This is a genomic window from Mucilaginibacter sp. PAMB04168 (assembly GCF_039634365.2).
Lineage (GTDB): Bacteria > Bacteroidota > Bacteroidia > Sphingobacteriales > Sphingobacteriaceae > Mucilaginibacter.
The window spans coordinates 259,207-274,419 of the sequence record NZ_CP155079.2 but is presented as its reverse complement, the minus strand read 5'-3'; the positions used below and the strand labels follow the sequence as shown (position 1 = coordinate 274,419).

At 42.5% G+C, this 15,213-nt stretch carries 8 protein-coding genes; 1 reads left to right on the top strand and 7 read right to left on the bottom strand.

Annotated elements, in window-relative coordinates:
• Positions 1 to 10: 10 nt before the first annotated feature.
• The 4 genes from ABDD94_RS01120 to ABDD94_RS01105 form a co-directional block, all read right to left on the bottom strand.
• Positions 11 to 3,355, bottom strand: coding sequence for a DUF5107 domain-containing protein (locus ABDD94_RS01120; RefSeq protein ID WP_345954328.1), 3,345 nt, complete (start codon positions 3,353 to 3,355; stop codon positions 11 to 13).
• Between the two features lie 13 nt (positions 3,356 to 3,368).
• Positions 3,369 to 4,718, bottom strand: coding sequence for a sugar porter family MFS transporter (locus ABDD94_RS01115; protein ID WP_345954327.1), 1,350 nt, complete (start codon positions 4,716 to 4,718; stop codon positions 3,369 to 3,371).
• Positions 4,719 to 4,864: 146 nt separating this feature from the next.
• A complete protein-coding gene (locus tag ABDD94_RS01110) occupies positions 4,865 to 6,385 on the bottom strand; it encodes a RagB/SusD family nutrient uptake outer membrane protein (RefSeq protein WP_345949660.1) in 1,521 nt (506 codons plus the stop codon).
• A gap of 16 nt (positions 6,386 to 6,401) precedes the next feature.
• Positions 6,402 to 9,581, bottom strand: a complete 3,180-nt coding sequence (locus tag ABDD94_RS01105) for a TonB-dependent receptor (protein WP_345954326.1) — start codon at positions 9,579 to 9,581, stop codon at positions 6,402 to 6,404.
• Between the two features lie 451 nt (positions 9,582 to 10,032).
• Between ABDD94_RS01105 and ABDD94_RS01100 the strand changes: the two genes are divergently transcribed.
• Positions 10,033 to 10,926, top strand: coding sequence for an AraC family transcriptional regulator (locus tag ABDD94_RS01100; protein ID WP_345954325.1), 894 nt, complete (start codon positions 10,033 to 10,035; stop codon positions 10,924 to 10,926).
• A 56-nt stretch (positions 10,927 to 10,982) separates the two neighbouring features.
• Here ABDD94_RS01100 and ABDD94_RS01095 read toward each other — a convergent pair whose 3' ends face one another.
• The 3 genes from ABDD94_RS01095 to ABDD94_RS01085 all read right to left on the bottom strand — a co-directional run bounded on the left by ABDD94_RS01095 (position 10,983) and on the right by ABDD94_RS01085 (position 15,197).
• Positions 10,983 to 11,582, bottom strand: a complete 600-nt coding sequence (locus tag ABDD94_RS01095) for a hypothetical protein (RefSeq protein WP_345954324.1) — start codon at positions 11,580 to 11,582, stop codon at positions 10,983 to 10,985.
• 230 nt (positions 11,583 to 11,812) lie between these two features.
• On the bottom strand, positions 11,813 to 13,657 hold the full coding sequence (locus ABDD94_RS01090; RefSeq protein ID WP_345954323.1) for a PQQ-binding-like beta-propeller repeat protein: 1,845 nt from the start codon (positions 13,655 to 13,657) through the stop codon (positions 11,813 to 11,815).
• 25 nt (positions 13,658 to 13,682) lie between these two features.
• Positions 13,683 to 15,197, bottom strand: coding sequence for a family 10 glycosylhydrolase (locus tag ABDD94_RS01085; RefSeq protein ID WP_345954322.1), 1,515 nt, complete (start codon positions 15,195 to 15,197; stop codon positions 13,683 to 13,685).
• Between the last annotated feature and the right edge of the window lie 16 nt (positions 15,198 to 15,213).

The window sequence follows — 15,213 nt, the reverse complement described above, 5'->3', positions numbered from 1 at the left end:
CAAATCTTTATTATTTAATAGTACTTTCTGCATTGGTGGTATAAAGCAAATCCAGGTGTGTTTTAGCACCAAAATGCATAGCATCCTCTTTCAAAACGTTTCGGAGAAGGGAAGAAGCCTCGGTAGTGTTACCCAAGCCAAGAAGCCCTAAACCGGTAATGTAATCACAATGCAGCTTATTTCTTAAATTTAAATCATCATCAAATATTAGAAGATTAGGCAACGATACGGCAAAATAATCCAATGTAATTTCATCATGCCGGTGCTCTCGTCCGTAATTTACCAGACGATTAAATATGGTTTGAGCCTTATCACGCTCGCCTAACTTTATCCAGGCCATACCCTGATAAAAAATTTTGTCTGGTTGCTGATCGTTGTAAAACATAGCCGCACTAGGTTCTGAAAGGCCAGTTGATGCCTTTTTAAAGTACAGCTGCGCCTCCTCATTTTCGTTTAGTTGTTCATAAGCGCACCCAAGCCAATAGTAAATATCATTTTCTTGCGCACCATGCAGTTTTCCCTCTCCTAAATTATCAGGATAACTTTGGGCAAGGGTTAAATTTTCAATGGCTCCCCTATAGTCTCCGCTGCTTATTTGCTTTTTGGCAATTTCAACCAGGCTGTAAATATACTGTCCGGATACTCTACCTTCTCCTCCTTCCCAGGGATGAAACTTGCGGTTGCTTATTAATTGATTAGCCTTTTCGGGCTGACCTAAAAAATTATGCAATGCAGCAATCTCCAAATATAAATCGTCCCGAAGGTTGGTTACTGCGTTGTTACAAGTGAGGTGATTGAGTCTTTTCTGGGGTGCAACGTTTAATCTTTTATAAAATTGATCTAACTCCATCAGCACACGTGCATCGGCCGGATTGAGGGCAAAAGCTTGTTCAAAAAGTGTAAGTGCTTCAGCCGATTTTCCTTTTTTATTAAAATAGGCTATAGCTAGATTTCTTAATACGATAGAAAATTGATCATCACTTGCCATTGATTTTTCCCAGGCAGCAATTGCCTCATCATACTGACGCTTATCATACCAAAGGTTACCCATATAAAACGCAGCTTTTGCATCAGCTGGGTTTACCTCCAACGCATAAGTAAGCACCAAAATATCCTCCAACTTATTTGGAAAGCAGTAGGCTGAATCTGCCATTTGCGCCTGTTTAAGTGAAGTGGCTGAAAGCGAAGCATTACCCAAAAGCTCGGCGTAGTAACCGATATAATAAAAAGTCATTGGGGTACGCAAATCTTCTTTAGTTAATTGCAGTAACTCAACAGCTAGTTTATATTCTCCCATAGCTGCATAGTCAATAGCATATTCTAACAACGTATTTGCTGTTAAGCGGCTGGTTACCTCAATTTCTGTTAGTTCCTTATCTGCATCGTTTAACTGCCCGTTTTGCAAATAACATTGTACAAGCTCATACCGGGCACCAACATTAAAGTAATCTCTTTTTAACGCGCTATTAGCCGCCTCCATAGCCTCTGTAATACGGCCAAGCTTTCGCAAAGCACAAATTTTAAGGGCATGGGCCTTTCCGTTTCTGGCATTACGGTCTATTGCCCAGTTGATGTGTTCGAGCGCCAGTTCATGGTGCGACCTGATCATATCTATTTGCGCAACCGAAAAATATCCGGCATCCTGCCAGGCGCTACTCCAGGTAGACTTAAAAAAAGCGTTGTAAGCCTCGTTGATATGGTTTTGATATTTTAGGGAAAGGCCCAGATTGTAATAAGCTTCACTGTCATAAGGATTAGGATTGCGGCCGGTGATGGTTGCAATTGCAGTTCTGAAATAGTTCTCGCTTTTTTTAAACTGCCCACGGCGCAGGTACCATGCACCTAACGCATTGTTGTTCCTATAATCAGCAGGATCTCTTTTAAGTGCTTCTTCATAATACGGAACAGGGCTATAAGTGGCGTGCCTGTATTGCTCCAAATGCTGGCCAGTTAAAAATAATTGCTCCGTTGATTCGGTTTCCTGAGGTGTTAGTGCAGGCTTAGCGGGTTCGGGTATGTCATTATTGCGATTGTTTGCAGGATCATAGCGAAGCATTTCTGAGTTATAAACGTCGGTAATACGTATTAAAAGATCCATTTCCCGACACTCAGCATCTACTTCATAACTTTGATCGAAAACTATTTCAGGCGAAATTGAAATTACTTCCCGTGCAATTTCACAACCACGAACAGCGATAATTACACTTATGTTACTTAGCTTACAGGTTGCAAAAAGTTTAACAGTTAACCGGCAATCTTTAATATCGGCGCTCAACATGACATCCTTACTGGCGTTCTTAACCATTCCCAGCTCCCGGTAAGGCATAAAATACTGTGTGAAAGATTTTTCTTCATAGGGCATCAACCATGAAAAATCGGGCTGATTATCTGTAAACACCCCCGTCATCAACTCTATGTATGGACCGTCCTCGTCTGTTAGGTTTCGGTCCCAGGCAACGCCAAAGTCTCCGCAGCCCCAGGTCCATTGCTTTTTACCGGGCGAAACGTGATGGTTGGCCACGTGCAGTACGCCGGCCCTAGTATCGTGCTCATAGCCGCCAACAAAATTATAATCAGAATTTACCGCCATATAAGAGGTTGGTACCTTTATATTCTTATATCTGGAAATGTCGGTACCTGGCGAATAATCAACTTTATAATAGGTCCCCGTAGCAATAGGAAAAGCAGATACGTCGCGTTTGCCGTGGTCAAATACCGCGTTAACATCCGATGGAAATACAGACTGATAGTCGTCATTTACTGCAACAGCCGGGTTTGCCCACCACAAAAAAGTTTGTGGCATATTGGTTCGGTTATAAAGCTTGGCTTTAATTTCGAGATAAGCTTTATCGGGGTGCAGCGTAAAACCAGCCATACCTTTGGTACGAAACATTTTTTCGATTTCATTCACCCAAACAGTCGTGCTACCATCGGCATTTTCTTCAATTGAAAAATCAACCGGCTCATAGGTGCTTGGGCGGTGATGCTGCGGCCAGTTAAACTCAATGCCACCAGATATCCATGGGCCGCACAGTCCTACCAGTGCAGGCTTAATCACCTGATTATAATAAATAAAATGCCGCTCTTTAACTTTGTCCCAAGCCATCTGAACGCGGCCACCCAGTTCGGGTAGAATCATTATTTTCAGATACTGGTTTTCCAGAAAAATGGCCTGGTAAGGTTTATCTACCTTTTCGTCAAAAATTTTTTCTATAACTGGGTTGGGGTAAACCACACCACTGCTTCCCTGGTAAACGCGCTTTTCAAAAAACATGGGGTTTTTATCAGGTGCTCCAACTTCATAAGTGGGTATTATCACTGTTTCAACCCAAGCCTGCACAGTACTTTTATTCATATAATAAATTCGTTTAATGGCTTACGAAATTGTTCTCCAATTCTTCCAGGGTCTGCCCTTTTGTTTCTTTCACCCGTAGGCGAATGAAGAGGAACCCCAGGAAGCAGATCACAGCGTATAAGTAAAACGGACCATAAGTGCCCAACTTTTGCGCGAGGATAGGGAACGTAAAAACCAAAATAAAGTAAGCCCCCCACAAGGAAACGATGGCAACCGAAGAGGCTACGCCACGTATATGATTAGGGAAAATCTCTGAGATGAGCACCCAGGTAACTGGTGCTAAAGAGGTTGCATACATACCAATAGCCAATAAAACCAGTACCGATACCAAACCGGGTCCGGCATGATTTTGCAGAAAGTAAGCCAATAACAAGTAAATGATTGACAAACCTAATGAACCAATTAACATGAGCGGGCGCCGGCCGAGTTTATCTACCTGCCACATAGCCAATAAGGTGAACAGCAAGTTCACCAACCCAATAGATACCGTTTCAAACAACTGGCGATCTAAACTGGCGCCCACCGATTCGAATATGGTTGAGGTATAGTTGAACACTACGTTAATGCCACACAGTTGCTGAAATACGGCCAACGTAACGCCAACAATAACTGCCGGACGCACAGCTTTAGAAAACACCGCACGGTAAGAAGGCTGAACGGCGTTGCCGTTTAAGGAGCTGCCAATATCGCTCATAGTAGCGCTTACATAAGATTCTGAACCTATTTTTTTAAGGACAGCTACCGCTTTTTCTTCTTTGCCAGCCTTTGCAAGCCAACGCGGACTTTCAGGCAGCCATACTATACCCAGCAAGAAAAGTCCTGATGGAATAACGCCCATGCCAAACATCCAACGCCATACCTCCGGCCCGTTACCGGCAATTATGTAATTGACCAGGTTAGTGACCAGAATGCCAATTACAATAGTTAACTGATTAATGGCAACGTTACGCCCCCTAACAGAAGCGGGCGATACCTCGGCAATATAAAGCGGGCTGAGCATAGAAGCCATGCCAACACCTATGCCTGCAGCAAAACGCATAACCACAAACACTGAAAGGCTCCATGACAGGGCCATGCCTACAGAAGAAACTGCAAATACGGCCGCAGCAAGCATTAGCCCGGGCCGGCGTCCGTAACGGTCCGCAAGTTTACCTGCTAATAAACAACCAACAATACACCCCAGCGCCAATGAGCCGGTCAAAAAACCTTCCCACCATACATCAAGTGCAAATGCTTTACGTAAAAAAGGAAGCGCTCCTGAAATGACAGCAAAGTCAAATCCGAAGAGATATCCTCCTAAAGCCGAGATAAATGAGATGCCTACAACATAGGTACTATTGAAGCGACTTTCGGAATAAGACATTATTAAAGCAGTTTAACGAATATAAAGTAACAAACGACGCCTGTATGGCGAATGAACATATTTGACTAAGCGCACACAAACTTTTCTGACAAGTAAGAGCACCTATTAAATACAGCCTTCCTGAAACGGAAGGCTGTATTTTAGAATTAGTAACCGAAATTTTGCGTCCAGTTAGAACGGGTTTTCAGCTCGTTTTGCGGAATGGGCAGTAACAAATCCTTTTTAGTGGGAAGTTGTCCGTTAAGTTTAGAATGATAGTAGGCGGCAAATGCAGCTAAGGTGCTGATAGCTTCTGTTTCGCCCCAGCGTACTAAGTCAAAGTATCTCCGGCCTTCGCCTATAAACTCAAACTTCCGCTCCCGTTTAATATCATCCAGCGTTGGGTCTGCAGTTAATACAGCTAAGCCTGCCCTTGTACGTATGGCATTAACATACTGCCTGGCATTTCCGGCTTTACCATCGCGAATCAGCGCTTCAGCATACATCAGATAAACGTCAGCATCCCGAATAATCGGAAAGTTTCTGGGCTGATCGTTCCATGCTTTAATTTTGGTATTAGTTGGGTCTTTTTCTAAAAACTTGGTAACAATGTTTCGCGGAACGAACACCCGGTTGGTAACTGTGCTTACTGCGTTGTAGTAACCGGTGTCAATACTGGCCGGAAAGCGAAGATCTTTATTGGCTTTCATTTGTTTAACCACGGCACTATCTACACGCACATCCTGCCCCTGTACAGTATAAGTTGAATACAGCCACTCTGGAAACGGTGAACCTGAACTTGCACCACTAGTGGTATAAGCGCCCAGGCTGGAACCTGTATTCAATCCGCCCGAGGCAAACTGAATGGAGAACAGATCGTATTTATTTTCGTTAGCAAGCGTAAATATTTGCGCATATACCGGCGAAAAGCGGGCCGATACATCACCAATGATACTTGCATAAACCGCCTCGGCCTTTGCATAAGCTGAGGCATCGTTCATTGGATAACCGGCCATGGTCATATAAACCTGGCCCAACAGGGCATTAGCTGCCAGGCTACCTACCCGGCCTGCATCTGCACCGGTATAAACCTTCTGAAGATTTGCGGCCGCATATTGTAAATCGGCAATAATTTGTGCATAAATTTCGGTTGCAGCAGCACGCGGCTGTGAAACAGCCTCTGAGTTTTCAACTGGTGTTGTAATTAATGCAACCGGACCAAAGGAGCGCACCAGTTCGGCATAGGCATATGCCCTTAAAAATCTAGCCTCTGCACGGTAGCGCATATATTCGCCTTCCTTAGTGTAATACAAAAGATTATTAGCTTCTTTGATAATTTGATACAGCCTCGAAAATATGGCTGATACTGTGCCGGATGTTGGTGTAGTAAGGTATTTTCTCAATTCCAGCTGATCGTTCTGAGCCGAAGTTTCACCGGCAATGTACAGCAAGTCGGAGCGGTTCTCAGACGCCAGCCAAAAATAGTCTGTTGCAAAATCTGTATTGGTACCATTTCTGCCCAACCTTGCATAAATGCCTATTGCTGCCTGCTTTATCTCAAGTTCATTTGAGTAAAAGTTACCAGAAGTATTATTTTCAATGGGTGCTATATCGATGTTCTCTTTGCACGATTGAATCAGCATAGCTGAGCTTGCCAAAACAATTAGATACTGTTTAAATGTTTTCATGCTTTTAAAATTGCTGTTAAAAAGTTGCGTTCAGCCCAAAAGATAGTGTCCTTGCCAATGGGTATGAGCCCCAATCAGCCGATCCGTTATCTTGCGTGGCGCCTTCAGGAGAATAACCCGGGTAGTAAGAGTCCCATAGGTAAACATTGTCACAAGAAGCATATATTCTTAACCGCTTAAATGCCTTCTTCAATACCGGAAGGTTATAACCTAATGCAATATTCTTGATTCTTAGGTATGCTGCACTGTACATCCAATTAGTATCATACTGGCTTGTAACTGCCGAAAAGAAAGCAGGCACTTTTCCGTTTCCGGGCTCAGCTTCAGACCAGTAAGCATCCTTCAACCAACTATTCATATATTCATAACGGGTATCGTTAGTTGCCCTGTTCCAGGCTCTAGATCCGATTGATAAAAGATCGCCGCCAACACGTCCCTGAACCAATACGGTCAGGTCCCAGTTTTTATAGGTCCAGGTGTTGGTAATACCAAAATCAAACTTGGGTTGATAATTGCCTGCAACCACATAATCATTAGCATCTATCTTACCATCGTTGTTGGCGTCCATATACTTGGTATCTCCGGGCTTTTGACCAGAATAGATAGGTATTTTGGCAATAAAGTTGCCGCTTGCATCTTTGTTAAAATCAGCTTCGCGCAATACTCCTGTTGCTTGCAACAGATAGAAGGAATTGATAGGATAACCTACCCTTTGTATAACGGTATTTCCCTGACCTAATTTTATATCTGCATTATCGTTAGTTAAGGCGGTAATTTTATTGCGGTTGATAGATACGTTTAACGAGGTATTCCAACGGAACCCTTTATGAATCACGTTAACCGTATTCAGCTCTACTTCAAAGCCCCGGTTTTCAACGCTGCCTATGTTATCATACATACTCGAAAACCCTGTTGATAGGGACACAGGTGCGTTGAGGAGCAAATCGACCGTCTTTTTGTAATAAGCATCCAACGACAGGCTTATTCTGTCTTTCAATAAGCCTACGTCCAAGCCCAGGTTATAACTATCTGTTTTTTCCCAGCGCAATCTGGAGTTAGAAATATTACCCACTACAAAGCCGCTGGAAACCGCCTGCGCATCGCCTAAAGGATAATTTAGCGCAGCCATGCTCGATAGGAATGCCGAGTTGCCTATACGGTCGTTCCCGGCCTGTCCCCAGCTAAACCGCAGTTTTGTTGTTCCCATCCAATTTACATTCTTCAGGAACGATTCTTCGCTGATAACCCATCCTGCAGAAAGGGAAGGAAACACGCCCCATCTGTTATTAGGCCCAAATTTAGATGAGCCATCTGTACGTAATGATCCGGCAAATAAGTACCGGTTTTTAAAACTGTATTGTACCCTTCCGAAGTAGGAAATTAAAGCATTGCTAGCACCATATATCGTATTGGCATTTACTGTTGTACCACGGGTGATATCAAAAATGTACGTCTTATCATTCGGAAAACCGGTTACAGATTGATTAGTGGTCTCTTCCTTATAGGTTTCCTGCGATGCACCCAGCAAGAAGTTTAAGGAATGCTGGCCAATATCTTTTATATAAGTAGCTGTAGCCTGATATAAAAGACTGTTGGAATTTAATGTGGTTTTAGTAGATGTGGACAACTGACCTGGAGTTGCCGAATCCCAGGTGGGCTGTATCCAGGTAGGACTATAGGTTCTTTGCGAATTACCGCGGTAGTTCCAACCTATGAGGCCATTAATATCCAAACCTTTAATGATATTGACCGTGGTATTAAATGCACTGTTTAAACGAACATCGCTGTTTACGCGGTCATTATAAACGGCTTGCACATAAGGGCTCACTACATTTGGGCCCGGGCCCCAGCCATCGTAGTATTTATAAGGCGATGCGCCAGCCATTCTTCCGGAGCCTGTAAGTACCCAGCCCGGATAACTGAGTGCACGGGCAACTGCATTGTCTTTACCATCTACATTGGGCCCTTTTATTGTACCAATAGAGGGTGCTAAGGTAAGGCCTACTTTTACCCGGTCACTTAATTTTGCTTCAACGTTTGAGCGGAAAGAGTAACGACTGTAAGAAGAACCCACCACGATGCCATCCTGCCGGTAAGCACCGCCAGATATGGCATAGTTTACAATATCATTAGCGCCCGATGCACTAATTTGCAAATCATGAACAGGAGCGGTACGCAAAACCTCATCCTGCCAGTCAATTTTCTCCAATGCACCATTGCTCCAATAAGGATCGTAAATGCCATAAGTAGCGCGAATGCCTAAAAGATCGTTCCTTGTTGTATAGGTCTTCCCGTCTGTACGGCTCGCATAAGCAATACGGTCTGCCTGGCTTACGCCCGCACTTTGTCCGGTTTTTAAAACCCATTGCCGGTCCAGCCACTTTTTGTTAAATTCAATCCACTCGTCAGAATTCAACACCTGTACTTTTCTTTCGGCTGAGGCAAGAGCTGTATAAGCCGAAACCGAGAGGGCTGGTTTTCCTGTCTTGCCTCTTTTGGTGGTTACCAATACTACGCCATTTGATCCGCGCGATCCGTAAATTGCAGCTGATGAAGCATCTTTCAGTACATCTATAGACGCAATATCGGCAGGATTTATACCAGATAGGTTATCTAAGGGAACACCATCCACCACATATAACGGTGCAGCACTACCCGATATAGATGCAGCTCCACGTACATTCACTGTAATGTCTGAACCTGGCGAACCGGAAACATTCCTAACCTGCACACCCGCCAATTGCCCCTGTAAAGCTTGCTCAACACGCGTAATTGGTCTTTCGTCTATCTGTTTATCAGTTATTTTGGCTATAGCCCCGGTTACATTACCCTTTTTTTGTGTTCCGTATCCTACAACTACAACATCCTGCAAGCTCCTCTGGCTTGTTTCGAGATTTACGTTCAACGTTGGACCGGTAACTGAAATTTCCAATGAGCTGTAGCCAATACCGCTAAAAACCAGCACAGTGCCATTGGAGGCATTTACTCTGAATTTCCCCTGCGCATCTGTTAAAGTTCCGCGGGTTGTGCCCTTAACAGTAACCGAAATTCCCGGAATCCCATCCGGATCGTCTTTGGACGTGACTTTTCCACTTACCGATCCTTCCTGGGCAAAAAGCTTTAACGGAGTTAGCCATACCAGCAAACACGCTAATATGATACTCCCAATTTTGATCTGAAAAGTAAATTTTCTCATAATAATGGGTTCAAATTTTTAATTGGTTTAAAACTGGTGTGTTGCATAAAGCAAATCACCGATTGCTTAGCTGCAACAGTCTTAAGTATCTTTAAACATCGTAGGTTAAATTGGCAGGCTAAATGTATTCGGTATTAGCGCAATAAAAAATGGATAAGAGCTCCTTAATGATGGATTATTTTACCATATATGCTTACTGTATTTGTGCAGCTGCAGTCACTTACCCGAGTAAGACTGCCCCTTTTAATAAGATTTAGTAATTATTATGTATTGATACTTTTGTTTAAAAATTACAACTATTGGTACATGTGTGTATCTAACACGAAATATCTCAACTTTACAACCTAAAGGGGCAACGCCTAATATTTATTTTTTAAATAAACTATGGCTATAAACTAGATGGATTATATAACTTAGTATTTATGAGTTTAGCTGCAAAAAATTTATGCTGATGGCAGGCCCTAGTATTAAAAAGGTAAAAGAAGGATTTATTGGTCAAAGGATGATTGTGGTTCCTCCTGATGTTAAACGGTTAGTTGGAAAGAACGAGCTGATCAATGATTTGAACCTCACCGCAATCGGACATTATCCTCATGCCAGTTTCCATGATAGAGAGCGAAAACTGGGCACTAACCAATATATTCTGCTGTACTGTACTGAAGGGAAGGGCCTGATTGAATTGGAAGACCAAAAAATCTTGATGCGCCCTAACACATTTTTTGTTATCCCTAAAAACGTTCCTCATCATTACCAAAGCTCGGTTCAAGACCCGTGGACGATATACTGGATACATTTCAAAGGCAAAAAGGCTGATTTAATTTACACACGCTACCTTAACCGCACACTTACCGATGGCCTGGCAATTCCTTATACTTTAAACCGAATACAAACATTCAATGAGATTTACCAACTACTGGAGCAAAGCTACCATCCGCTGGTAATGGAGATTATAAATATTAAGCTACTGGAATTTATTGCATCATTCGTTTATGATGAACAAATTAATCCGGCCGTTCTTGAAGATGATGCCATAACGCATAGTATCCGTTTTATGAAAGATAATATCAGGCAGCTATTTACAGTAGACAACTTGGCTAAACAGCAAAATCTTTCGGTTTCACATTATACCAGGTTGTTTAAAACCAAAACCGGCTATAGCCCTATTCAGTACTTCAATCAGTTGAAAATCCAGTTATCCTGCCAGTACCTGTATTTTAGTGACCGCAAGATAAAAGAGATTTGTAATGAAATTGGGTTTGTAGATCAGTATTATTATTCGCGCCTGTTCCGGAAACTGATGGGAATTTCTCCTGCTAAATACAAATCACAGAAAAAGACTGCCTGACGCTGGTGTCGATTTCGTGATTGCTGAGTACAGTTGCATTTAATTGCAGTATTATCTTACGGTGTATAGGTTTTAATCACCCTATCTAACACCGTTTTGAAATTGGTTTCATAGCTTGGTTTTACGTTGTTATTAATCAGCACCAAGTCTGTGTTTTCAACCGGCTTTCCATCTTCAACCATATAGGTTTTAGATAAGAATAATGTTATTTGTGGTTTAATATTTTTCCACATGTAGGCAGAACCACTTAGATAAGGTTTTTTGTTTTTGTCTTTCTTTTGTGTTTCAGCTTCGAGCACAACGGGCTTTCCATATTTCGCAAATACATATTTATTTATAGCCTTTGACGCGGCGTCCGTTTCGAAGCCAATAATAACACCAACCAGTTTTTTTTCCTTAATAGAGTTTAGCAAAAATGAAACGAAACAATGCTCGGTAAGATTGGCCGGACCGAAATGATAGCCGGCAATATCATACGTAGTATAGGCGGGTAAAGACGTTAAAGGCTCTGTAGGGTCGGCAGACTTTTTATGGTTCTTAACAAGAATCCTTGGGTCTTCTTTAAAGGTGAGTTTTTCCAAATCAAGTTTCGCTTGTGCAAAACACGAAAACTCAACGGATGCTAAAAATAAAAACAGGAGCAATTTAAGCAGCATAAGCAATTAGTATACAATAGTATAACACCTGCTCGCTCTTTTTGTTAATACGGTACGTAGCATGAAAACTACATTTATGTAAAATATTAAATTGACCGTGCCTTTCAGCATTTCGAATGATCGTGTTTCGATCATCTTTATCTTTTCAACAATCCCCAAAAGCTAGGCTATGTGCAGTGTTTTAATTATCTCGCTATGGCATTATATATAATACCATAGCGAGAAGGACACTACTGCTTACCCAGGCAAGCAACAGCACCATCTGTAGTACTAACGTATACTTTACTGTTTAGCGGTAAAACTGTATTCACCAAACAATTAGAAACTTTGTATTTCCAAAGGGTTTGGCCGCTATTACGATCAACACCATATACTATACCCGAATGTGTTGGCACAAAAACAACGCCTTGGTATTCTACTATAGCCGAAGGGCAAAGCTCGTATGGTAATTGCAAAGTTGACTTCCAAGCTACATGCATTGAATCGGCAACAGGCGAAATGCCTAGTAGGTTACCATCCATTGTTTTTACGTAAATGAGGGAACTATCAGCAGAAATACCCATCGACTCCCTCACTCTTAATTTCGGGTCTTGTTTGCGCCATATTACTCTACCTGTTGAAGCATCGAACGCTGTCATGTAGCGATCGGGCGCTACAATGAAAACCCTGCCGTTAGCAGCAACCGGGTAACATGCCGCGGGCGAAAACATACGGTTGCCAGAGCCATTGTTCCATTTCCAGATCAACTTGCCGGAGTTTACGTCTAAAGCGTAAAAGTCGTTAGCCCAGCATCCGAAGTAGATGATGTTCTTGTAAATTAGTGGCTTGGTTACCACAAAGCCCTTCACTTCGTTATAATCCCACTTCAGCTTTCCGTTATTTAAGTAGATGGCTCTAAAATGACCATCTGAAGCACCTATAAAAACAACATTATCCTTAATTACAGGCGAAGCTACAATAGCCTTTTCGGCCTGTGCTTTCCAAACTAATTTACCGGTAATGGCCGACAGGCAGTAAACGTTCTGATCAGAGGATCCGGCAACAACATAATTTCCGGAAACCGCCGGTGTAGAGTAAATTTTTCCTTGAGTTGCATAAGACCATAAGCGCTTCCCGTTATCCTTGTTCAAAGCATAAATTAGCCCTTTGGTATCGGTTAGTATAATTGCGTTTTTATGTATAGCCATGCCCGAGCCTATATCACTTTGATCTTGATAGGTCCATACCGGCTTTACCCTTGTTAGTTTTTGATTTACGGCGTAGGAAGGCCTATAATAGCGGGCAGTGTCCTTATCGAACGCCCTTTGCATTAAGGCCACTTTTGCCCAAGGCTTATTAGCCTTTATTATTGGCTTACGTTCTTCGAAATACGCTGTGTTATTATCAAAAGTAACAATGTTATATCCTCCAATGCTGTCTTTAGCCCGCAGGTTAGACCGACCCATAACACCAGGAATACCATCAAAGGTATATTGGTGGTTTTGATGACCGTGCCCGCATAAAATAAGTTGTACGTTTTTCTTTTTTAACCTGTCTATTACGTTGTACCAGTTATTTTGGGCAGAGTCTTGGGGGTAATGGTTCAGGTACACTACAGGTGTTTGCGCTGGTGTGCTTTTTAAAACCGAATCGAGCCATACAATATTTTCACGCGGTACCTGGCCCGGCCCCATCCGCATATTCGGACCCGAACTTGCGCCCGTAAACAAGTATCCTCCATAATTAAAAGCAAAAGTTTCGGCACCAAACACCCGGCGAAAAGTGTTACTGCCACTCTCCGACCAATTTGCATCATGATTGCCCGGAATGATGTACCATTTTTTATTCAAGCTATCCAAAATTTGTTTAGCTAAGGCTAGTTCAGCGTCGGCTCCGAATTCTGTAATATCACCCGTTATCACCACAAATTTAAGCTCATCATTGGCGTTAATATCCTTAACGGTCCTGCGCAGATCTTCGGCCGCTGTTTGGTTACCAATATGCGTATCAGAAACAAAGGCAAATTTAAATGACTGTGCATTTGCAATACTTACTAACAGTAAGAAGTATAAAAACGGAATTAGCTTTTTATTCATATCAATATCTTAGATGAGAGCGTGTTTATCTTATTTTGAGTACAGCTGGTTTGCTTGGATAACCTTCATTTTTAAGGCGATCGAGAGCAGTAACAACATACTTGCAACCATTGGAAGCGGTTGTGTCAGTATAAGATCGCAAGGTTTTATCAAAACTGATCTTGATAATGTTTTGCGGTTTATAAATATCTACCTTTTCGCCTGCTTTAAAACGGTAAATTACATAGCCATATACATTTGCCGGTCTTTTGCTGTATTGCCAGGTTAACTGTGCTTTACTATTACTATAGACTGCCTTCAAGCCGCTAGGTGCCATTGGTACCGATTCGCCCAACCAAATCATTTGAGGAAGCAAAGCAGGGTACTTGTAAAAATTGGCGCGTAAAGAGTCTTGAAATCCGGCAAGGTTATCGGTAACCGATTTTGAACTGAAGTATACGCTTCCCTGAACCCGGGCATTTTTACGTAATGCCCTTACCTGGTTAGGTAATTGCTGCTTGTCACGCCAGCCCTCGCGATTTTCCATAGCACGGTATACGGCCTGCCCAATATATACATGCTTATTAAAGGCGTTGTTGCTCCACCATTCCAACAGCTTTTCGTATGGTGCAGCCGGGTAGTAAAACGGAAAATAAATTTGCGGGTTCACGTAATCGACCCATCCGGCCTGCGTCCATCTACGGGCATCAGCATATAATGCGCTATAACCCGAAAGGCCGTTAGATACCGACCCATTAGGATCGTCCTTTAAATTACGCCATATGCCAAATGGACTTATGCCAAATTTAACATGCTTTTTAGCGGCATGAATACTGTCCGATAAAACATGGATAAGGGTATCGACATTATGGCGTCGCCAATCGTTAATGTCATTAAAACCTGTTCCGTATTGTGCATAGGTAGTTGTATCAGGCAATTTATCCTTACCCGGGTACGGGTAAAAATAATCATCGAAATGTACCCCATCTATATCATAGCGATGTACCACATCCATAATTATGCTGATGATGTACTTCCGAACTTCTGGTAAACCGGGGTTAAAGTACTTTTTGCTCCCGTAAGTAAAAAACCATTCCGGATGTGTACGGGTAATATGATTGGCGCTAACATTTGAATCGGCCAGATCATTGGTAGCACGGTACGGATTAAACCAGGCATGCAATTCCATAGCCCTTTTGTGGGCTTCATCTATTGCAAACTTTAACGGATCATAAAACGGTTGTGGTGCAAGGCCCGGTTTGCCAGCAAGGAACAAGCTCCAGGGCTCTTTGCTGTTTGCGTATAAAGCATCGGCCGACGGTCGTATTTGCAACATAATAGCATTAATGCCGCTTTTTTCATGCTCATTTAAAATCTGCACAAGTTCTTGCTGCTGTACGCCCGATGCCAATCCGCGCTTGCTGGGCCAATCAATATTCTGAACCGTGGCTATCCATACGCCCCTAAATTCGCGTTTTGGAGGAGTTTGTGCGTTAGTTATGTTTGGTATAATGAAAAGCCCCAATAATAGAGCTAAAGTGAGGCATGGCAATAGTCTCATAGTATAATGTTTTTAT